The sequence below is a fragment of the Streptosporangium sp. NBC_01469 genome (assembly GCF_036227305.1).
GTDB lineage: Bacteria > Actinomycetota > Actinomycetes > Streptosporangiales > Streptosporangiaceae > Streptosporangium.
Map to the genome: position 1 here is coordinate 4,358,340 of NZ_CP109465.1, position 21,015 is coordinate 4,379,354.

Consider the following 21,015-nt stretch of genomic DNA (forward strand, 5'->3'; position numbering starts at 1 on the left):
CCGTCCCTGCGCCCCCATGGTGGTCCGCTGAAGCGGCTCCCGCCTCAGCCGTCGGTGTCCGCGGCCGGTGACGCCAGCTGATCGTCGAGGGCCCTGGCGTGCCGGAAGACGTGGCTGCGGCCCTTGCGCGCGGCGAGCTCGGTCAGGGCGGGGATCCGTCCTCGCGCCCGTGCCCAGCGGGCGAGGCGGGCCGCCCGGGCGACCAGGTCGGCGTGGGCGGGCGTGGGGCGGCTGTCGGGGGCGGGGAGCATGGAGGGCAGCGCCACGGCGAGGATTCGCCACATCTCACGGTGGGCTCCGTCCGCGGCCTCGGCCTCGAGGGCACCCAGCAGGAGCTTCGGCGTGATCTCGCCCCTGACCACCCGCTCCGCGAGCTCCGCGCCGATCTCCTCGGCCGGGAGGTCTCCGGCGGCGGCCAGCTGCCGGAGGGCGGTGAACGCGGGGAGGCTGTCGTCGTGGGCGAACGGCCCGGGGAAGGTCCGGTGGGCGAGCAGGACGGCGACGGCCCGCCCGGCGGGTCCCTCCGCGGCGGCGAGGTCGACCAGGCGCAGCGAGTCCATCGCCGCGCTCCAGTCGGGCACCGGCTGGTGCGGGACGAGGTGGGCGGCGACCACTTCCCGGTGGGAGGGCAGGACGGCGGCCCACCATTCCATCAACCCGCCGAGGTGCCCGTCCGCCATGAAGTTGACGTGCCGGGGCTGGTCGGCGAGCAGCTCGTCGACCAGCGGCAGGCCGGTGGGCTCGGCCTGGACGGTGCAGGCCATCCAGACGCTCGAACCGAGCCCGTCGTTCTCTCCCGACCGGGTCACCCGCACGACGGGGTCGGGCAGCCCGCCCTCGGCCATCCAGCGGGCCGCCCGGCGGCCCGCCTCCGACCTCAGGGCCTCCGCCCGTACGGTCACCGCCGGGTCGACGCGGCGGGGCAGCCTGAGCAGCGCCTGCTGGAAGTCGGCGGACAGCGGCGTCACGTCGGCCGCCTCCAGGGTCTCCAGCCTGGACACCAGCTCGGCCGGGTCGAGCAGGCCGTTGGACAGGGTCGGCGTGGCGAGCAGCAGCGGCGGCAGGGTCCCGGCCCGCAGCGCGTCGAGGATCTCCGCGTGCCGGAGCAGGACGAAGCGGTGCAGCGGCGAGGCGCGCCTGCGCTCCGGCAGGTGGTCGGGCTCCTCGTACACGACGGGCGGAAGCCCGCGCTCGCGACGGGCCCGGTTGACGAACGCGACGCGGCCGGTCTCGTACGTCCGCCCGGGGTCGGCCAGCTCGGCCGCGAAGGCGGTCATCCAGTCGCCGTGTTCCCGCCACTCGTCCGGGTGCCACGGCTCCTCCTCGCGCGCGAAGAGCGGCGTCAGGGCGGCGCGCAGCGACTCCCTGTCCCGCGCGGCCAGCCGGACGAAGGCGGACAGGCGGCGTTCGGCCACCCGCCAGCCGTCGCGCCGGTACATGCCGGCCAGCTGACCCGGCGTGTCCGGCGGCGCGACGACCGGGACAGGACGGGGCGGGTCGGGCAGCCGCCGTGGCACGAAGACCTCCTCGGGCGCGGGTTCGGGCACCGATGCGGGTTCTGGCTCCTCGACGCGCTCGCCGCCGACGGCCGCGGCCAGCCGGTTGTGCAGGTCGGGCGTGAGCGTGCCCATGCCGCCGCGGAGGATCTCGGCGCCGAGCGCGGTGAGGTGCGCGGCGTGCCGGACCGCGAGGCGCACGGCCCTTTCCCGCACGGCCCGCGCCTCGTGGCCGAACGCCATGGCCAGGGCGGGAGCCAGCTCGTCGGCCCGGCCCGGCGACCGCCGTATGGACTCCTCCAGCCAGGCCAGACCGGTGCGCACCAGCCCGCCCTCCGCGCGGAACAGCAGCCCTTCCAGTGCCTCCACCACGTCCGCCGGATCGAGGCCGTCCAACCGGCGCACGTGCTTCAGCGACAGCTCGGCCACCGGGCCCGGCGCGGTGGGCAGGAGCCTCAGGTAGTCGACGGCGTGCGGCTCGATCTCGGCCGGAGTGGGGTCGAGCAGCTCGTGCAGGCGCGCGAAGAACCGCAGGTCGGGGCCTTCGCCTCCGCGCAGGAAGCGGCTCCGGCAGCCGTTGAGCAGCAGCTCGCGCGGCACCCGGCCCTCGGCCGCGAGGGTGCGGAGGGCGCCGAGCCAGCGGGTGGTGCCGCCCGGACCGGACCGCTCGTCGCGCAGTGCCCGGCCGATGCCCTCGGCCTCGAAGAGCCGCGGCAGCAGGTGGTCGAGCAGCGGATCGGCCCGCAGCTCGCCGAGCCTGGCGTCCCGGGACACCCACCCCACCACGAGCGGGTCGTGCGCGGGCGGGGTGGCGCCGGTACGGCGGAGCAGGGCGAACGCGAGCGGCAGGTTCCGGTCACGAGGGGCGCGGCGACGCCGGGGACGGAGCCGGAGCGCGACCCGTACGGCCAGGTCGGCCTGCCACGCGGCGGGCCGCGAGGCGATCACTTCGAGCAGCGGCTCGATCCCGTCGACCACCCGGGCATCGTCGAGGTCCCAGCGCTCGAACTCCCTGCGGTTGATCCACGTCACCACGGCCGCGGCGCCGCCGATCGTGCCCGCGCCCGCGATCCGCATCGGCTCGATCCAGCCGTCGCCCCCGGAGGCGCCCTCCCACCCGTCGTAGTCGTCCCAGGTCATGGACCATGCTCGCTGGTACTGGTCCTCGGAGATCTCCCCGGTGTCACGCCACCGCAGCAGCTCCTCCTGCCGGTCCTGCCGCGCCCGGTCGAGCCTGGCCTCGCGCTCCGCCAGCGACCGCTGTTCCCTCTCCTGGAGCACCGTGACGTATCCGGGCAGCTCGCGCGCCACCTCACGCCGTCCGGCGTCGTCGAGCGCCGTCACGGCCTTCACGATCCCGGCCACGTCGCCGGTGTCGATGAGCGCGCGCACCCCGTCCCAGGCGGCCGGCCGGACGTCCTTCGCTTCCATGGCGTGAATCTCCAAGATCAGGTCTTCGGTCAGGTGGCGAGATCCTGGCAGGACCCGCCGACAATTCCGCCGGAGCAGGCGCCTCTCGTGCGTCCGGGCGGTGGACGACCGGCCGTCCGGCATGATCACCGCCCGCGTCGACGACGCCGATAATGGGGCGTGCCCTTCACCCTGAGCCATACCGTCGCGATCCTGCCGCTGCGGTGCCGGCTGCCCCCCTCGGCGCTGGCGGTGGGCGCGATGGTGCCCGACCTGCCGTACTACCTGCCGCTGCCCTTCTCCTCGAAGACCACCCACGGCTGGCTGGGCGCCGTGCTGGTGGACCTGCCCGCGGGAGTCGCGGTGCTCGTCGTCTTCCACCTTCTGCTGCGCGCGCCACTGACGGCGCTGGCCCCGGACGGGTTGCGCGCGCGGCTGCCCGTCCGGGCGCCGTCCGGGCGCGGGGTCGCGGTGATGGCCGCGCTGGCGGCCGGCGTCGCCACGCACCTGGTGTGGGACGGGTTCACTCAGGTGGGGGGCTTCGCCGTGGTGCACTGGCCGGTGATGCGCGTCTCGGTCGTCGGAGCGCACCGGGTGTTCAACGTGGTGATGTATGTCAGCTCGCTGGGCGGGCTCGTGGTCCTGGCCGGCTGGTTCGTCCTGTGGTACCGGCGCGCCGCCGTACGGCCGGAGCCCCGGCCCGGCGTGACGGGACGGTCACGCGGGTGGGTCCTGGTCGCCGGGGCGGTCGCCGCGGTCGCCGGCGCGGTCATCCTGGGGAGCGGTGACCGTGCCGCGGTGAGCCTGTACGACCTGGTGCGCTGCGTGATCCTGGGCGGGACGGTCGGGTTCGGCACCGTCCTGCTCTGCTACGCGGTCGCGTGGCACGTGTGGCCGGCACCGCGTTCCCGGACGGGCGCGCTCCCGCCGGGCACGCCCTCGTCAGGTCGCGCCGGGACGAGTGGTCGCGCCGGGACGAGTGGTCGCGTCGGGACGAGCAGGAGTGCCGGGACGAGCGAGAGTGACGTGCCCCGGGGATGAGCGTCGTCGGGGCGGTCGCGGGGGAGCCGTTCCCCGACGAGTCTCGGGGAACGGCGTGCGCCCCGGTGCGGCGTCCGCGCCGACGGAGTTCGCGACACCGGGGCGTCCACGTGCCGGTGGGAAGGGCCGGTTATCGGGACGTCACCGTCTGCGGCTCCCAGGAGAAGACTCCGGGCGCCTTGGGGGCGGCGGTGACGCGCAGCCACTGGGTCGCGGTGGAACCGTACGTCTCCAGCCGGGTCAGGTTGGGCACCCCCGCGTAGGACGGTTCCACCTCGTAGACGTGTTCGTCGCCGTGCACGAGCAGGACCGGCTTGCCGTACGCGCGGGCCCTGTCGATCACGCGCTTGCGGATCTTCGTGAACCCGGGGGTCTCGACGGGCTCGGCCTGCATGAGCAGCAGCACACCCGGGGCGCGGGTGAGCCTGGCGGTGGCGAACGCCGTGTCGATCCAGTCGAGCGCGGCGGCCTCGCGAGCCTCGAACTCGGCCTTCCGCGGCTCGGGCCGGTCCCCGCCGGGCAGCTGGGCCCACGGCGCCAGGTCGTTGTCGCTGCCGACGACGTGCACCGCGGCGAAGACGACGCGCTCACGCGTGAAGAGCACGTTCTCGCGGTAGTCACGGTGGCGCCGGTCGACGGCCTGGGTGAGGACCGGCATCGAGTGGCGGCCGGGAGTACGGCCGGGAATCGGGAAGAACACCCGGCGAAGCGCGTCGAGGCGCTCGGTGGGCAGGTAGCCCCCCGCCGTGGTGCGGTGGCAGTCGGTCCAGTCGTTGTCGCCGGGGGTCAGCACGAACGGGTCGTCGAAGGTGCCGAACAGTTCGGCCAGATCGGCGAAGCGCGCGTCGTCGCAGGTGGAGGAACCGTCCTTGATGTCACCCGCGTGCAGTACGAAGCGCACGTTCCGGTCGGTGTTGACGTCCTTGACGAGGGCGGGGAACTCGGCGCGCTGCGCGTCGCCGTACGGTGTGTCGCCGAGCAGGGCGAAGGTCACGGCGGGGCCGCGGCCCGTCTGGGCCTCGGCGATGGACGGCAGGACACCGGCGGCCAGCGAGGCCGCCATAACGGCTGCCACAAACAGGGGTTTACGCATGAGCGATTCTCAGCAGCCTCCCGCCACCGACCGATGAAGTCGATCCGGCCAATCAGGGAAACCTGGTCGACAAGTCCGGCCGGGCTCGGGCTCCGGTCGCGTCGAGGAGAGGCCCCTCAACGTCCTCACGCTCTGACTCCCGATCTTCGGCGAGGGTGTCGAGCGGCGGTGGCGGGGTACCCCGTCCAGGGGAAAACTCCAGCTCACGGTGCTTGATCAGCTCGGAAAGGACACGGACGACGCCTCTGGGGGCGGCCCGGTCACACCGGGAGCGGAAAGCGCGTCGTCGTCCGCAACGGTTTCGGTCACGACCTGGCCGATCTGTTGACGGAGGACCCGCGCGGGGTCGGCTGGGGGCGGGGCGCACCGCACCGCCGATGACGCCGGAGGCTTCGCGCACGACACCGAGAGCAAGATTCCTCGGCACCACGGTCATGTCTGACGGCTGACGGTGGCGCCCGGAGACGTCCGCGCCGGTCGGGGGAGGACCGGTGTGGGCGGAGGACGAGGGAGAAGGGGATGTTGGAATGTGCCGTCTGTTCGGCTTGAGCAGCGCGCCTCGGCGTACGTGTGCCACCTTCTGGCTCCTGGACGCGCCGGACAGCGTCAGCGAGCAGAGCCGCCATTATCCCGACGGGATCGGTCTGGGGTACTTCGACACCGACGGCACCCCGAAGGTGCACAAGGCCCCCGTCGCCGCCTACCAGGACCGGTGTTTCGCCGAGGAGGCCAAGGAGGCGGAGTCCGCCACCTTCGTGGCCCACGTGCGTTTCGCCTCCACCGGTGGCCTGGAGGAACGCAACACGCATCCCTTCCTGCAGGACGGGCGGCTCTTCGCCCACAACGGGGTGATCGAGGGGTTGGACGACCTCGACGCGGAGCTGGGCGAGTATCGGGAACTGGTCGAGGGAGAGACCGACTCCGAGCGTTTCTTCGCGCTGATCACCCGTGAGACCAGGGCGCGCGGCGGCGACGTCGCCGCCGGTATCGAGGCCGCCGCCCGCTGGGTCGCCGAGAACCTGCCCGTCTACGCCCTCAACCTGGTCCTCACCACCCCGCAGGATCTGTGGGCGCTGCGCTACCCCGACACCCACGGGCTGTATGTGCTCCGGCGGGCCGCCGGCGGGTGCCACGGTGGCCGGCACCTCGACCAGAGCGGCACCGACGGTCGCATCCGCGTCCGCTCCCGCGACCTGGCCGATGTCCCCGCCCTCGTGGTCGCCAGCGAACGCATGGACGACCATCCCGACTGGTGCCTGATGGAGCCCGGCGAGCTGCTCCACCTCGGACCGGGCCTCAGCCCCACCCGCCGGATCGTCCTGCCCGACGAGCCCGCGCACCGGCTGAGCCTCGCCGACCTGCGCCCCGAGGCCGCCGCCTCGCAGGCCGTCTGACATCACGTCCCGCGATGTCCGGACCGGACGTACCGACCGTGAAGTCTCAGCGTGGCGGTGTGACCGGGGCCGATTCCGGTGCGTTGGTCGCGCAGGCGCAGACCTGAATGCCTGGATGTATGAGAGCAGGTGCGGACCTGAACGTACGAGATACGCGGGCGGAAGCGGGAGCTTGTCCGTCCGGAGGCGGTCGCAGCGTGAGAAGCCCTAGGCTTGGCGTTGTGGCAGAGCTGAGTGAGGCGGAGCTGGACGCGCTGGTCGAGGAGGCCACCGTCGACGCCTACGACGAATACGAGCAGCTTTCGGGCTTTCACGTCATGCTCGACGAGCACCTGGCGACGCCGTTCCAGACGATCGTGCTGGGTGTCGAGGTCACGGTCAAGAAGATCGATCTGCTCGCGGGGAGCGGTATCGTCGCGATCTGCGGCCGAGAGGAGCACCGGCAGGCGATCGGCATCCTCGACCTCCCACTGCCGACTCCGCCACCTGAGGGCTCGGAGTGGATCGACGCCTACCGGCACTGGGCGCCCTGACGATGAGCGAATATCAGTACTACGAGTTCCTGGCGGTGGACCGCCCCCTGGACGCCCGTCAGCAGGCCGAGGTCCGTGCGCTGTCCACCCGGGCCCGGATCACCGCAACCAGCTTCACCAACGAGTACCACTGGGGCGACTTCAGCGGCGATCCGCGCCGGATGATGGAGCGCTACTACGACGCCCATCTGTACCTGACCAACTGGGGTACTCACCGGGTGATGCTCCGGCTGCCGCGGGCGCTCCTCGACATGAACGTCGCCGAGCAGTACTGCGTCGGGGACGAGATGTCGGCGTGGGTTTCTGGCAAGCATCTCATTCTCGACCTGACCAGCGAAGACGAGTCGGGAGAATGGGACGAGGACGCCGAGGACTCCCTGTCGGCCATCGTCGGTGTCCGTGCCGAACTCGGCGCCGGTGACCTGCGCCCCCTCTATCTCGCCTGGCTGTCGGCCTTCGGCCGGTGGGAACACGACGAGGACGCCTTCGACTACGCCGACGAGGACGAGCTCGAACCCCCGGTGCCGGCGGGGCTGGGATCGCTGAGCGCGGGGCAGCGGGCCCTCGCCGACTTCCTCCGCCTTGACGCCGACCTGCTCGCGGTCGCGGCCGAGGCGAGCCCGGCGCCTGTCGTCGTGCGGGACGATCCGCGGAGGCTGGCCAAGGGGATCGCGAAGCTGACCGAGACCGAGAAGGACGAGCTGCTGCTGCGGGTCGTCCGGGACCAGGGGGCGCAGGTTCGGATGGAGCTGCTGCGCCGGTTTCGTGGCGAACCCGGGGGCGACACCGGTGGCCTTCCCCGGCGTAGCGTGGCCGAGCTGCTGGACGCCGCGGCGGAGCGCCGCCAGGAACGCGAACGCGAGGAAACGGCCAGGCACGCGGCGGAGGAAGCCCGCCGCGAACGGGAGCGGGCCCTGGCCAGGGAGAAGAAGTTGGACAAGCTGGGCAGAGACGAGGACGGGGCCTGGCTGCGCGTCAACGCGATGATCGGCGCCAGGAAGGCAGTTGAGTACGACGCGGCCGTCGAGCTCCTGAAGGACCTGCGGGCCGTGGCCGAGCGCGCCGACCGGCTCGGCGACTTCGCGCGGCGCTTCGCGCTCCTGCGGCAGGAGCATCTGCGCAAGCCCAGTCTCATCGAGCGTTTCGACCGTGCCGGGCTCGACCGTCCGCTCCCCGTCTGAGCGGTCCCGGCCATGTCGTCACCGCTGGTCGGAGGCCAGGTCGGCGAGCAGGTCGCTCAACACCAGCTCCTCCTCCACCCGTACCGCCCGCCGTGCCATCGCGATCGACAGCGCGGGATCCCAGGGGGTCGGATGGGGGCGTCCGGCCAGGGGAGCCCGGGAGGCGGCGGCCTCGTAGGAGGCGGCGTCGTAGCGCCACGGCCGCCATCCGACTCGCCCGTGGACGGCCGCGGCGATGCCGACGCCGCCCCAGTCGAAGTCGCCGTGGTAGGCGAAGGAGGTGCCTCCGGCGGCGAGCAGGTCGAGCAGGCGCCAGACGGCCGCGGAGGGTCTGCCGTTGACGCAGACCAGACCTGGGCAGAGCGGCCCGAGCGCGTCCGCCGCGGCGGCGATCACGATCGGGTTCTCGCACATCCGTACCAGACCCCCGGCGATGGGCGTCTCGTGGCGGCGTAGCTGGCGCAGGGTGAGTACGCATGGCTCGCCCGCTTCGCGGGCGACCGCGAGCACGCGCCCGGTCGGGGTGCGGTCGTCTCCGGGCAACCCCAGGCAGACGACGGTTGACGAGAGGTCGTCGAGGTGGACCCCGACAGCGGCCCATGCCTTCCTGCGAGCGTCGGCCGTGCCCTCACCGGCGTAGGGCAGTCCGGCCAGGGCACGGGCGGCTGAGATCGCCAGCGTGGCCAGCGGCCGGCCCTCGTCGAGAGCGTGCGCGTCGTCGCAGCTTTCCGCCGCCAGACGGCCGAGGGGAGTCCCCGGGTGCGGCAGGCGGCGCAGCACCTCGGCCAGCCTGTCCAGCAGGACGCGGGCCTCGCCGGGGTCAGGGGCGCTCCGCCGCAGCTGGCCGGTGGTGTCCAGCCACGAGCGCCAGCCGTGCAGCTCCGGGCGACCGGCCACGACGGCGTCGAGTCCCGCGCAGGCGCCGCGCCAGGCCGTTTCCCGCTCGGCGTTCTCTCGCGTGAGGTCGCGGACGGGGCCGTGCAGCAGGACGACCGCGGCGGCCAGGCCGTCGCGGCAGGCGCCGCTGGAGCGCAGGACGCGGTCAACCTCGTCGAGGGAGACCGACAGTGAGGTGCCGGTACCCGCGCGACGCCCCAGGAGCAGTTCGACCGCGCGGCGTTGCTCAGACGAGGCCCTGCCCAGGGTGACCGTACCGGTCAGCGGTCTGCCCTGTTCGAGGCGGCGGCGGGCCCGTTCGACCAGCCACGCGGTCTCCCGCGTGCCGAGCAATCGCTCCAGCCGCTCCGGCGCGTCGTTCATGCGAACGGTCCGTCGCTCACGCGACCCGCCGCTCGCGTGAACGCTCCATCGGTCACGTGGCCCGCCGCTCGCGCGAACGGTCCGTCGCTCACGCGGCCCGCCGCCTGCGCGAACGCTCCACCGGTCACGCGGACGATCGGCTGTTCGCGCGGCCCGCCGGTCATGTGAACAGCCCCTCTGGCTCCTGCTCGGGGACGATCGCGGCGGGGCGTGGAGCGGGCCGCTCCATCTGGCGGCGTTCGCGGCCGTCCCACCGCCAGGTGGTGACCAGGACGGCGTCGATGCCGTCGCGCCTGGACAGCTGGCAGATCGCCAGTCCCGGCACCTGCGGGTAACAGCCCCACTCCCGTTCGCTGGTCATCACCACGTCCATGTCGAACGTCGCCAGCAGTCCCAGGCACTTGGCGCGCGAGTCGTCGTCCACGCCCGCGAACGCCTCGTCGAGCGCCACCAGCCGGGGAGCGTGCGGGTTGCCCGCCGACTTGTAGTGGGCCGACGCCGCGGCGAACAGTGGCATGGACGCGGCGAGCACCCGCTCGCCACCCGAGGCCGGCCCCGTGGCGCCGCGCCACTGGCCGTCCTGCAGGCGCTGGATCGCGAACTCGTGCCAGGTCCGGTAGTCCAGGGCCCTGGTCAGCTGCTCGGTCCGCCCGGCGGCCGGGTTGCCGGCGTACTCCCGGGCGATCTGCTCCTGCAGGAAGGCGCCCACCGTGGTGCGGTCCTCGGCCGACCAGGCATCCACGGTCTGGCGGAGCTTCTCGCGGATCCGGCCGAGCCCGTCGGGGGCGCTCCTGGCGGTGTTCCAGACAAGGCGCAACCGCATGCCGGTGGAGGTCGGGCGGGACTCCAGCTCGGCGTTCATCTCCCGCACCTCGGCCTCGGCCGTGGCGATCAGCTCGTGCAGGGTGCCGGCCACCTCGTTGAGGAGGTGGTTCTCCAGAATCTCCCGTTCCTTGGCCGACAGCAGCTGCGCCCGGTGTGCGGTCTCCTCCGACAGTGCCTCCGCCAGACCGGGGATGTCCCTGGTGTGACCGTGGAACAGTACGTCGACGACCATGATTCCGTCCTGGAGGGTCAGGCCCACCGAGTGCCCGTGTCTGGACATGGCGTCGGAGAGCAGTTTGTGCTCCTCGGTGACCCGTCTCTGGATCCTGTCCCACGGCCCGTCGCCGTCGTCGACGCCGTCGAGCTCGGCGTTGACCGCGCGGGCGAGGAGGACCGCGGGGGTCGCCGGCCACTCCACGCCGGGATCGGCGACCTCCAGCGAGGGTACGGCGACGCGCAGCAGTCCGGTGGCGGCGAACGCGCGGAACTCGGCGACCGCCGCGTCGCGTACCAGCCCGGCCTGCTCGATCTCGTCGCGCAGGGTGTCGCGCCTGCCCTCGGCCTTACCCCGCTCGCTCAGGGCGGCCTGCTCGGCCTCCCTGGTGGCGCGTTCGGCGACGTCCCGTTCCCGCAGGGCCCGTCGCACCTCCTCAAGGCGGCGGTAGAGCTCCTCGACGGCGGCTCCGGCGGTCTCCACCAGAACCCGGTATCTCTCCGCCGCGGCCTCGGCACCCTCCCGCGCCTCCGCCGCCCGCTGGACGGCCTCCCCGTGCCGTTCGAGAGTGAGGGAGAGCTCCTCTGCCGTCTCCGCCGCGGCCTCGCGCGCCGCGAGCGTCGCCTCGGCGGCCGGCCATAGCCCGGCCAGGGCGAGACGGTAGCCGGCCACTCCGCGCCTGACCGCCGCGAGTTCCTCGGCCTCCGTGGGCAGACCGACGTCCTCGGCGAACTCGGCCGCCAGCGACCTGGCCGTGTCCGTCTCCGCCCGTCGTGCGGTCATCGTGTCGCGCGCCGCATGGTGCGCGCCGTTCAGCTCGCGCCGCCGCTCGTGCTCGGTGGCCAGCTTGACGTGCGCCTCGCGCAGCGGCGCGTCCGGCGGTAGCGCGCGGTGCTCCTCGGCGAGGGTCCGCTGCCGTACGGCGAGCGCCGCCAGCTGCCGCCGGAGTTCCTCCATCCGCTCACGCACCCGGTCCAGCTCTTCCCGCAGCAGGGCGAGACGGGCGCGTCTGGCCGTTTCCCGCGCGCCTTCGCCGATGAACTCGGCGCTCTTCTTGTGCCAGGACCCGGCAAGCACGCCATTGGCCCAGCGGCCGTCCGCCGCGACCCAGGTGACCGTACCGGGGCCGAGCCCGATGGCGCCGAGCACCGCGTGGACGGCGGTGTCCGGCAGCGCGGCCGCCCGGGGGTCGGCGCGGTCGACCGCCGGGCGGAGCACCGCGCGGCAGGAAGGACCCGCGATGGCCGCGCCCGTGAGCAGGACGGTGTCGTCCTCCGCCACGAGCGTGCCCGATGGGGTCATCCAGGCGTCGAGGATCCCGGCCGCCTCCAGCGCCGCCTCCAGCCCGGCCCGATGGTCGGCCGGGATCGCGTCGGTGAAGTCGACCGCTCTCCAGAACGGCGCGCCCGGCCGGTCCGCGCGGGAGTTCGGTGCCCGGGTGTGCGGGACGGGCGGCGCGTCGTGACCGCCCGCCTCCAGCCGGGTGATCTCCTCTGTCAGGTCCGACGCGGCCTGCCGCCGCGCACGCAACTCGGCGTCGTGGTCCGCCTGCTCACGGGCCAGCTCGGTGGTGGCCGTCCTGGCGGCGTCGTCGACCGCGGCCGCGGCCGGGTTGGGGCCCTCGGCGGCGGTGGTCCAGGATTCCAGGATGGCGAGCACCGCGTCCGGGTCGTCGAACCGCAGCTCGACCATCCCGGCGAGATAGCCGACATAGGCGCCGACCAGCTCGCCGGCCTGCCCATCGGTGGCCCGCTCGGCGGCGGAGACGCGCTCGGCGGCGGCCTGGAGCTCGCCGGTCAGCCGGTCCGCCTCGGCGCGGGCGGCGTCGAGCCGGGCCTGGGCACGGGCGACGGCCTCGGACAGGCGGTCGAGCTCGGTCACCGCCTCGGACCGCCGGTCGGCCAGCGTCTCGGCGGCACGGCGGGCACCGGCCGGATCCTCCTCCCACCGGGCCACGATGTCGAGATGTGCCGGCTCGCACAGGGCCGCGCGGGCGCCCGACGCGGCCGAGTCCCGCGCGGCGGACAGCTCGCGGGCCGCCTGGGCGGCCCTGGCCTCGGCGGCGTCCGCCCGGACCCGGCGTCGCCGCGCCTCCGTGGCCAGAGCGTCCCTGTCCTTCTCTCGGGTACGGGCGTGCTCCGCCTGCCGCCCGGCCTCCTCGCCGACCCGCTCAAGCTGCTTGGCGTCGCGCATCTCGGGACTTGTCTCAAGGGTTTCCCTGCGGGCCTCCAGGAGCGTCCGCGTCGCCGCCAGCTCGGCCATCCACTTTCGCGCCGCCTCCAGGTCCGCCTGGGCTTTGGTGTGGCGGCTCTCGGCCTCGTTGAGATCGCGGCCGAGGTGTTCGTAGCGGCTCTGGGCCGTGCGGGGCACCGCGGCCTTGCGCTTCGCGGCGATTCCGGCGTACCTGCGGTAATGGCCGAGGAAGTCGGTGGCGGCCCTGCGGGCTTCCTCCAGGGCCTTCAGCGCGTCGCGCTCCTCGTCGAGCCCGCGGAACGCCTCGGCCACCGTGCCGATCAGGGAGGGGCTCAGCGGAGGCAACGCTTCGGTGAGGGCGCGGGAGAGCAGCCTCTCGTCCGGTTTCTTGGACAGCTGCGGCTGGCGGAGCTGGATGAGAAGGTTGACCAGGGCCTCGTAGCGGTGCTCGCCGAGGCCGAACAGCGCCTCGTCCACGGCCCTGCGGTAGTCGGAGGCCCGATCGTAGACCAGACCGTGTCCGTCGACGGCCTCGCGCAGCTTCTCCCTGGTGAGCGAGACGCCGGTGGGGGAGACGAGGTCCAGCCCGGCGCCGATCCGCTGCGGGGTGACGAAGAACCAGTGCCTGACGATGCCGCGGTCCTTCACCGCCTTCAACCCGCAGCCGACGGTGCGGAACTCGGTGGTGCCGTCGGCGGCGCGCCGGCCGAACTCCATCCACGTGTAGCCGAGCCGCTCGGGGTGCGGGTGCCTGCCGCCCAGGAGCAGGTTCCACTCCATCCGCTTCTGGCGGTCGCCGTCGGGCTCCACGCGGTGCGGCGCGAGCTCCCCGTCGAGAAGGAACGGCATGGTCAGGGCGAGGACTTTCGACTTTCCCGTACCGTTGTTGCCGCGCAGCAGCAGCCGCCCATCGTGGAAGCGGAACTCCTCGACGTCGTAGTGGAACATGTCGACGAGTCCGGCCCGCAGGGGCTTCCAACGCTCGGAGGTCGGGATGGGGTGCGTCACCGCCGGGCCTTTCCTGGTTCGCGGATGGTCGGTTCGTCGAGGGCGTAGCGGGCGATCGCCGGAAGCCCGCGCACGTGACCGGGGCGGATCTCGATCAGCCGGAGTGCCGCCAGCCTGTCCAGTGCGTCGGCCAGCAGCTCCTCCTCGGCGCCGGGCTCGGTCACGCCCTTGCGCCAGAAGGCGGAGTGGGCGGCGGCGGCCTGGCGTACGAAGGCGTGCAGCTCGTCCGTGCTCGCCTCACCGCGGGCGGCCAGGTGCTCGGCCACCAGCAGCGTCACGTGGCCGTCGGTTCGCTGCTCGGGCATGCGTACGTCGGTCAGCTCGTCGTCGGGGTCTACCATCGAGATGCCCTCGGCACGGATCTCGGGCAGGAGACCTGTCGCCTCCTCGATCCTGCGGGTGATCGCCTGGCGCTGGGAGACGAGGTAGGTGCGCTCGGCCTCGTCGAGGTCGTCGTAGTAGACGACCGGGTCTTCCAGGAGCCTGCGGGTGAGCCTTCTGCGCATCGCCTGGTTGCGCAGGTCGTCGGTGTCGGCGACGGGCTCGGCGGTCAGCTCGGCCAGCCTTTCCTCGAAGGCGGTGGCGCCGACCGTGGAGGGGCCGCGCGTCCCGGTGAGGAGGGTGGCGAGCACGGGCCTGCGCACGTCGTACAGGACGTCGCCGGTGGCCGACAGGTAGGCGTCCTCGTCGCCGGAGACCCTGCGCAGCACGCCCCAGCCGAGCAGCATGCGCACGACGGCCACCAGATCGGCCCTCTCCGCCCGGCTGTCCAGGGTGAACGCGAAGCCGAGCCCCGGTTCGGCGGCGGCGTTGAGCACCTCCTCCGCGAGCCGGCCGAGCGTGGTCTGCGCGTCCGCCCTTTCCAGGACGGCGAGGGCCAGGCAGAGCACGACGTAGCGGCGGCGGCCGAAGGGCTCACCGGCCCGCCCGCGAGCCGGATGGGTGGCGTCGGAGAGGGACGGAGCGGTCTTGAACAGGCGGGCCGTCTCCGCGTCGGCCAGCAGCCGCCAGCCGGTCTCCCGGCTCAGCCAGTCGCGCAGCTCGGTCAGGTGGCGGCGGACGAGCACGAGCCTGTCGGCGTCGGTCTCGGCGGTGAGCAGCGGCTTGGACAGCAGGGCGCGCAGCGCGGCCCGTCGCTGCGCCACCTCCTCGTCGCGGATCACGAGGCCGCCATCAGATCGATGATCTCGATGAGGTGTTCGGGACCGGTGAGCACCCCGTCCTCGGTGCGGATCTCGACACTGCCCCCGTCCGGGACGAGCGAGAGACGCACCTCCATCGAACCGTCGCCGGTCACGGTCTTCACCTCGGTGTCGCCGGGCAGGCGGGCGGCCAGGGCGTCGCCGAGCAGTGCGAGGAAGAGCCGGAACGCCCGCGGATCGAGGACGTCCAGCTCCGACAGGAGGGCCGGTCCGCCGGTGTGAAGCACGGCGCGGGCCCTGGCCGTCTCCGCGGCCTCGCGCTCCATCTGTTCCAGCAGGAAGGCGCGGGCCTCGGAGCGGTCCTGCACCCGGTTCGGCTTTCCGCGCCGTTCGTAGGAGCCGGTTCTGCGCAGTTGCGGGGAGATCCGGACCGGCGGGGCGACATTCCACGGCGTGTTGGGGGTCGGCTCCTCCTTCTGCCAGGCGCTCACGGTCTCGGCGGTGACGGTGAGGTGCCGCGCGGGCGACAGACCGAAGGCCGCCCGCCACAACCGGTGCGCCGCCGCCTCGTCGGGGGCCTCGGCGAACCAGCGGGCCAGCGTACGGAAGTCGGCCGAGCGGTCGGAGCGGCCCGAGCGGCGCTCGTTGATCAGGCCGACCGCGTCGATGAGCTGTTTGATCGCCGTCACGGCCGCCTGCCTCAGCAGCCGGGCCTGCGAGGGGCGGCCGGCGTCGCGGGAGACGAACCAGTCCTTCAGGCCGCGCCAGCGGTTCTGCCACGAGCCGAGCGCTGCCGCCTCGGCCCTGGCGTACGCGTCGGCCGCGTCCGCTCCCTCCGGCACGGCGTCGGCGGCCTCCCGCCGCGCGGCCAGTCGCAGCAGCTTCTCGTGATCACCCGACTCCAGCTCGGTGAGGAGCGCGGCGATGCGGGCGCCGGAGTTCGCGAGGTCGGCGATGAAGCGGTTGATGTAGTCGATCAGCCGCTCCTTGTAGGCGATGAACCCTTCGACGTCGCCGTCGGAGAAGTCGATCGCGCGGCGCAGCGACGCCATGAACGCCTGGGCGTTGTCGGCGAGGGAGGCGAACCGCTCGGCCAGGGAAAGGAGCAGCAGATGTGTCTTGGCGGGATCGGGATCGGCCTGGCCCGCCAGCGCGGACAGGGATCCGAGCTGCTCGGCGATGTCGCCCAGGGCCACCGACTGGAGCGTACCCCGCCGGCCGATCGCCTCCTCGTAGAAGGCGATGGCCTGCTCGGCCGCCTGCCCGGCCGCGGTGAGCTGGAACAGGAACCGCTTGCGGTGGAAGTCCTCGACGGAGGTCACCCTGCCGGTGTCGGCGTCGGCGCGCAGATTTCCCCATTCGGTCAGCTTCTCCAGCGCCTGCGCGAGCTGGTCGTCGCTGTCCCGTCCCAGCTCGGCCGCGACGTCCTCGGGGCGCAGATGCACGATGAAGCGTTCTTTCGCCTGGGCGAACGTACGCAGCACCCGGCGGTAGAGCTCCGCGTTCGGCGCGCTGAGGTGGGCGAAGGGGTGGGAGTCGCGGTGAGTCGCCTGGGACAGGTCAATCACCGTGTCATTTTGCCTGATGAATGTGGCCTGATGCGCGGGCACGATCGATCTCGGTGATTTTTTGTCGGTCGGCCGCGAACGCGTCGCCAGATCTGGCCTGCCGATGTTCCCGTACGCTTCCCGTCGCGGAGGCCGTCCAGCGTTCCAGGTCCTGCGTGAGAACGCACATCACGCGGCCTGGGGGGACTTGTGGTGAGCCGTCGTCCCGGCGGGGTCGATCACGATGCCGGTGACGTCCAGATCTTCGATCATGCGCCGGAGCGCGGGCTCGGTGAGCCGGATCCAGCGCTGGCCGGCACCGAGCACCCTGGTCAGGCGCATCGGCGACGAGAAGGCGGCTGCCGTCCTCCTGCCCGAATCGGTCCTGAACAGGCGCAGCGACATGCTGAAGGCGCCTTCACGGACCGGCACGTATAACGGGACTTCCGACATTACTTCCTCCTGATGAGAACTCGTACGAAAGTGACGTTATCTCCTCGTTGGTGCTTTTCGGTGCGATCTCTACGGGAATCAGACGGGGATGGCGGGAGCGCTGACGCCATGTTGACGCTCCGCGCACCGCTGTCCGGGGTCCGCGGGAGGTCGTCGCCTCCGGTCGGGGACCGCGAGGGAGGGGAGCTCACCGGCCTGCCGGCCGTCCTGTCGAGCCGGGTGGCCCGGCCGGATGGGGCGCGTACCGGACCGTGACGGGGTGGAATCTGGGAGTTCTCCACGGTCTCTCCGGTGAAGGACCTGGTTCGCCGGTTGTGCTCTGGTCCGGACTCGGCTGTCGCGCTGGACTCCGCCGCCGTTGACACCCATCGGCCTGACCGACTTACCAGCAAAAATGCTCATTTTGCGAGTAGTGGTGCCAATAGTCGTTGATTCCGCATTCGCGGGACGGCCGGTTTCGTGGCCGGAATGCCCGTGAGCCGGAAAACCCGAAAGCGGGAAAGGGGTATTGATTTTTGGTGTCCTTTGCTCGGGAATGGCTTTATGGTGAAAGAGTGGGCGTCAACACTGATATCCGTGGAAATGTTGACCTTGTCTGGTGAGAAACCAATATTCGGGGTCATCGACTGTGTCGGCGCCCGCTGCTAGTGTTTTGCTCGGCCGGCGGATTAGTTCGACCGACGATTTACGCTTATCGGCGTAATTCGCGTTTCTCTGGTTGAGGAGGTCTCTCATTTCTGTTCTGGATGGTGACGACTCCGGACTCCGGACGGACGTGGGAAACGTCAGGACCGGCCCCTCTCCCTCCTCGGGGATCGAGTCGACCTACAACGAGCTCGCGGCGCTGATGGGTGAGACCGCGGGGCCCGAGCCGCACCACGGCCGCCGGGCGGGGTCCCACGACGACGCGTCGATCCTGGAGGCCATGGAGCGGATGACCGACTTCGTGGTGGCCAGGCTGGGCGTGGGCCGGGGCTCCCGGGTGCTGGACGTCGGCTGCGGCAACGGTCGCCCGGCGGTGCGCCTGGCCCGGACCCTGGGCGCGCGGGTCATGGCGATCGACATCGACGAGGAGGCACTGCGCGACGGAGCCGAGCACGCCGCGGCGCAGGGCATGGCCGAGATGGTGCGGTTTCGGCGCGTCGACGCGCTGGACCTGCCGTTCGCCGACGCCTCGTTCGACGCGGTGCTGGCCTTCGAGGTCACCCCGTACCTCGACGTCGCGGCCCTCTACCGGAGCATCGCCAGGGTTCTGCGACCGGGGGGTCGCCTGGTGGTCGAGACCCCCTACCCGCTGGTTCCGATGACCGAGGAGATCCGCGAGCGCATCGGCCCCTACCTCGCCGTGTCGAACGCCGTGTCGAACGCCGTGTCGAACGCCGGGTCGTTCGACGTGCCGGAAGACCACCTGTCGGCGGCGCGGCGGGCCGGAATGGCCGCCACGGAGCTCGTCGACATCACCGAGAGCGTGCGCGACTCCTTCTCCCGGCTCACGCGCGGGCCGGGGGAGCGCGGGGCACGGCCGGAGGCCGGGTACGGGGCGTCCGGCACCGCGCGGCTGCTCGACACCTTCGCCGCGTGGGCGGACGCCGCCGAGGTCGGCGGGGTCGTCATGACCTTCACCAGGATGGAGCAGTGACATGACGGATGTGACGGTCATCGGGACCGGCGTGATCGGTTCCGCGATCGTACGGGCCTGCGCCGACTCCGGCCTGGAGGTCTCGGTCTGGAACCGTACGCCCGAACGCCCGGCGAGGCTCGAGGGAAGGGACGTCCACCTCCGAGCGACGGCGGCCGAGGCGATCGAGGCCTCCCCGATCGTGCTGCTGTGCCTTCTCGACTACGAGATCACCCACGCGGTCCTCGACGAGGCCGCGGCCGACCTCTCCGGCAGGCTCGTCGTCCAGAGCGCCAGCGGCATCCCCGACGATGTCGCCCCCCTGCGGGAGCGGGTGGAGGCCGCCGGAGGCAGATACCTGGAGGCCGCGATCCTCAACTACCCGGACGCCATCGGCACCGAAGACTGCTTCACCGTCTACGGCGGGGCGGCCGAGGACTTCAAGGAGCTGGCGGGCGTCACCGAGGCGCTGTCCGGCAAGCAGGTGCGCCTGGGCCCCGACCCCGCCTACGCCAAGGCCTACCACGTCGTCTCCAGCGCCTTCTACTACGCGTTCGTCAACGGCTTCCTCGAGTGCTCGGCCATCGCGGAGAGCATGGGCGTCCCCCTCAACGACTTCGCGGAGTCCGTGCCGCTCTACGACCCCGGTTTCCAGAACACGATCGGTGTCGGCCTCGGCCTCATCGCGCGCCGCGACTACACCTTCGAGCAGGCTCCGCTGACCTCACACCTGAACGTCCTCAACAACCTGGCGGGCATCGCGGAGCGGGCGGGGATCGACCACTCCTACCTCGGTGTGATGCGCGAGCGCGTGCTGAGGGCGATGGACCAGGGCTACCGGCGCGAGCACGTGGCGGTGCTCACCGAGCAGTTCCGCAGCCGCCGAGCGGTCCTTTACAACCGCTGAGGGGAAGCACCCGCGGGGTTCGAACCGGTTGGCGGCGCGGCCGTGCCGCCGGAAAGGACGACAGAGTTGAGCGCGACGCACGCGGCCGGCACCGACGGTACCGGCGGGGGTGGCGGCATCGACGGCATCGACGGTACGGATGGCACTCACGGCGTCGACCGGGGCGGCGGCACCCGAAACCACGGCACCTCGGTCGCCGGCATGGCGAGACGTGGCTTCCCGGGTCCGGGCACTCCCGGTCCCGGCCTTCCCGACCCGGCCGTCCCCGGTCCGGGAATCCCCGGTCGCCCAGGTCCCGGGGGCCCCAGTCCAGGCACTCCCGGCCCCGGCACTCCCGGCCCCGGCACTCCCGGTCCCGGCACTCCTGGTCCAGGCACTCCCGGTCCCGGCACTCCTGGTCCCGGCACTCCTGGTCCCGGCACCCCTGGTCCCGGCACTCCCGGTCCCGGCACTCCCGGTCCCGGTTCCGGGGCTCCGGAGGCCGACGTCTCGGGGGCCGGCATCGCGGTCGCGGACCGGATCACGATCGACCCCCGGTTCGGGGAGGACCGTGAGCGGCTCCCGAAGACGGTGGAGGGTGAGACGGCCGGCCCGTACGCGGTCCTCGAAAGGAACGACCTCCCATGACCGAGACGGTCCCGGCGGACTCTCGCATGTGGCTGCGCAGGCAGCGCACGCTCGCCGAGCCTCGCCTGCGCCTCGTCTGCTTCCCCCACGCCGGGGGTGCCCCGACGTTCTACCGGGGATGGCAGGACCGGCTGCCCGCCGACGTCGAGCTCTCCGCCGTGTGTTATCCCGGCAGGCAGAACCGCGTCAACGAGCGGCCGATCGACCGCATGGAACCCCTCGTCGACCACGTCTGCCAGGCACTGGTCACCCTGGCGGACCGGCCGCTCGCCCTGTTCGGGCACGGCATGGGTGCCGTGGTCGCGTACGAGGTCGCGATCAGGCTCGCCGGACGATACCGGATCTCCCCGGCGGCGCTGCTGGTGTCGGCGCACGCGGCGCCGCACCTGTGCGCGGACGACGCGAGGAGGATCCCCATCGGTGATCGTCAGCTCGCCGAGCAGGCCGCCGCCGCGGATCCGATGCTCCTGCGCTTCCCGGAGCTGATGGACCTGGCGATGATCGCGCTGCGAGCCGACCACGACCTCCTGCACGCCTACCGGCCCGCGTTCACTCCGGCGGTCACCGCTCCGATCACCGGCTACCTGGGGACGGACGACCCGCGCGTGAGCCACGGGGAGATGCGTGCCTGGAGCCGCGTCGCGGCCTCCGGTTTCGAGCTGCGGACCTTTCCCTGGGGCCACTTCTATCCGGTGGACGCGGAGGCGGCACTCGTCACCGACATCGCGGAGCGCCTCGTCGACGCCTCCGGCACCGGAGGCGTCGACGAGGCGCTCCGCGAGGATTCGGCCGCTCCTTCCCCGCACGCGTGAGATTCCGGCACGCGGGGGAAGAGGTGTCACGATCGTGATCGGCGACAGCCCGGCCGTTCGGGCACCTGTCCCTTCGACCCGGCCGAGGAGTGCGCGCGGTTCCGGGCCGGGGGCCGGTGTCACTCTCAGCCGGCTGGCCCGGCTGGGTTTTCCGGTCGGTGAGGCCGCGCCGGTTCGGGGTTCGCACGGTTCGGGAGTGGTCATGCCGGGGTGAGGTTCGGGAGTGCGGGCGGGGTGCGTCCGATACGGCCGGTACGAATC

15 protein-coding genes are annotated in these 21,015 nt (G+C 72.5%); 8 read left to right on the forward strand and 7 right to left on the reverse strand.

Going from position 1 to position 21,015, the window contains the following annotated elements; translation table 11 throughout:
* Positions 1-44: 44 nt before the first annotated feature.
* Positions 45-2,927: a DUF7824 domain-containing protein gene (locus tag OG587_RS19510; protein ID WP_329092277.1), complete on the reverse strand. Its 2,883-nt coding sequence runs from the start codon at positions 2,925-2,927 to the stop codon at positions 45-47.
* A gap of 159 nt (positions 2,928-3,086) precedes the next feature.
* Here OG587_RS19510 and OG587_RS19515 point away from each other — a divergent pair, with 159 nt between their 5' ends.
* Positions 3,087-3,947, forward strand: coding sequence for a DUF4184 family protein (locus OG587_RS19515; protein ID WP_329092279.1), 861 nt, complete (start codon positions 3,087-3,089; stop codon positions 3,945-3,947).
* 130 nt (positions 3,948-4,077) lie between these two features.
* Here OG587_RS19515 and OG587_RS19520 read toward each other — a convergent pair whose 3' ends face one another.
* A complete protein-coding gene (locus OG587_RS19520) occupies positions 4,078-5,022 on the reverse strand; it encodes a metallophosphoesterase (RefSeq protein ID WP_329092283.1) in 945 nt (314 codons plus the stop codon).
* Between the two features lie 545 nt (positions 5,023-5,567).
* Here OG587_RS19520 and OG587_RS19525 point away from each other — a divergent pair.
* The 3 genes from OG587_RS19525 to OG587_RS19535 all read left to right on the forward strand — a co-directional run bounded on the left by OG587_RS19525 (position 5,568) and on the right by OG587_RS19535 (position 8,148).
* Entirely contained in the window at positions 5,568-6,434 is an 867-nt protein-coding gene (locus OG587_RS19525; RefSeq protein ID WP_329092285.1) for a class II glutamine amidotransferase, read from the forward strand.
* A 221-nt stretch (positions 6,435-6,655) separates the two neighbouring features.
* Positions 6,656-6,967 (forward strand): hypothetical protein, encoded by a 312-nt coding sequence (locus OG587_RS19530; RefSeq protein WP_329092287.1) that lies wholly within the window; start codon positions 6,656-6,658, stop codon positions 6,965-6,967.
* 2 nt (positions 6,968-6,969) lie between these two features.
* Entirely contained in the window at positions 6,970-8,148 is a 1,179-nt protein-coding gene (locus OG587_RS19535) for a hypothetical protein (protein ID WP_329092289.1), read from the forward strand.
* Between the two features lie 18 nt (positions 8,149-8,166).
* Here the strand turns inward: OG587_RS19535 and OG587_RS19540 are convergent, their stop codons facing one another.
* The 5 genes from OG587_RS19540 to OG587_RS19560 form a co-directional block, all read right to left on the reverse strand.
* Complete coding sequence (locus OG587_RS19540) at positions 8,167-9,408, reverse strand: TIGR02679 family protein (protein WP_329092291.1); 1,242 nt, start codon at positions 9,406-9,408, stop codon at positions 8,167-8,169.
* A gap of 160 nt (positions 9,409-9,568) precedes the next feature.
* A complete protein-coding gene (locus tag OG587_RS19545; protein WP_329092293.1) occupies positions 9,569-13,648 on the reverse strand; it encodes a TIGR02680 family protein in 4,080 nt (1,359 codons plus the stop codon).
* Positions 13,645-14,811, reverse strand: a complete 1,167-nt coding sequence (locus OG587_RS19550) for a TIGR02678 family protein (RefSeq protein WP_329092295.1) — start codon at positions 14,809-14,811, stop codon at positions 13,645-13,647. The genes OG587_RS19545 and OG587_RS19550 overlap by 4 nt, the downstream gene beginning before the upstream one ends.
* Positions 14,808-16,358: a TIGR02677 family protein gene (locus tag OG587_RS19555; RefSeq protein ID WP_329092297.1), complete on the reverse strand. Its 1,551-nt coding sequence runs from the start codon at positions 16,356-16,358 to the stop codon at positions 14,808-14,810. The genes OG587_RS19550 and OG587_RS19555 overlap by 4 nt, the downstream gene beginning before the upstream one ends.
* Before the next feature lie 168 nt (positions 16,359-16,526).
* Positions 16,527-16,790 carry an SAV_915 family protein gene (locus OG587_RS19560; protein WP_329092298.1) on the reverse strand — a complete coding sequence of 88 codons (264 nt, stop codon included), beginning with the start codon at positions 16,788-16,790 and terminating at the stop codon, positions 16,527-16,529.
* A gap of 775 nt (positions 16,791-17,565) precedes the next feature.
* Here OG587_RS19560 and OG587_RS19565 point away from each other — a divergent pair.
* The 4 genes from OG587_RS19565 to OG587_RS19580 all read left to right on the forward strand — a co-directional run bounded on the left by OG587_RS19565 (position 17,566) and on the right by OG587_RS19580 (position 20,754).
* Positions 17,566-18,429 carry an SAM-dependent methyltransferase gene (locus tag OG587_RS19565; protein WP_329092300.1) on the forward strand — a complete coding sequence of 288 codons (864 nt, stop codon included), beginning with the start codon at positions 17,566-17,568 and terminating at the stop codon, positions 18,427-18,429.
* 1 nt (position 18,430) lies between these two features.
* Positions 18,431-19,315, forward strand: a complete 885-nt coding sequence (locus tag OG587_RS19570) for an NAD(P)-dependent oxidoreductase (RefSeq protein WP_329092303.1) — start codon at positions 18,431-18,433, stop codon at positions 19,313-19,315.
* Between the two features lie 66 nt (positions 19,316-19,381).
* Positions 19,382-19,942, forward strand: coding sequence for a hypothetical protein (locus OG587_RS19575; RefSeq protein ID WP_329092305.1), 561 nt, complete (start codon positions 19,382-19,384; stop codon positions 19,940-19,942).
* A complete protein-coding gene (locus OG587_RS19580) occupies positions 19,939-20,754 on the forward strand; it encodes a thioesterase II family protein (RefSeq protein WP_329092307.1) in 816 nt (271 codons plus the stop codon). The genes OG587_RS19575 and OG587_RS19580 overlap by 4 nt, the downstream gene beginning before the upstream one ends.
* Positions 20,755-21,015: the final 261 nt, after the last annotated feature.

What these genes read in the sequence shown, in the direction of transcription:
- OG587_RS19580 (WP_329092307.1), top strand. Translation starts at nt 19,939, where the DNA reads ATGACCGAGACGGTCCCGGCGGACTCTCGCATGTGGCTGCGCAGGCAG.
- OG587_RS19535 (WP_329092289.1), top strand. Translation starts at nt 6,970, where the DNA reads ATGAGCGAATATCAGTACTACGAGTTCCTGGCGGTGGACCGCCCCCTG.
- OG587_RS19525 (WP_329092285.1), top strand. Translation starts at nt 5,568, where the DNA reads ATGTGCCGTCTGTTCGGCTTGAGCAGCGCGCCTCGGCGTACGTGTGCC.
- OG587_RS19540 (WP_329092291.1), bottom strand. Translation starts at nt 9,408, where the DNA reads ATGAACGACGCGCCGGAGCGGCTGGAGCGATTGCTCGGCACGCGGGAG.
- OG587_RS19560 (WP_329092298.1), bottom strand. Translation starts at nt 16,790, where the DNA reads ATGTCGGAAGTCCCGTTATACGTGCCGGTCCGTGAAGGCGCCTTCAGC.
- OG587_RS19510 (WP_329092277.1), bottom strand. Translation starts at nt 2,927, where the DNA reads ATGGAAGCGAAGGACGTCCGGCCGGCCGCCTGGGACGGGGTGCGCGCG.
- OG587_RS19570 (WP_329092303.1), top strand. Translation starts at nt 18,431, where the DNA reads ATGACGGATGTGACGGTCATCGGGACCGGCGTGATCGGTTCCGCGATC.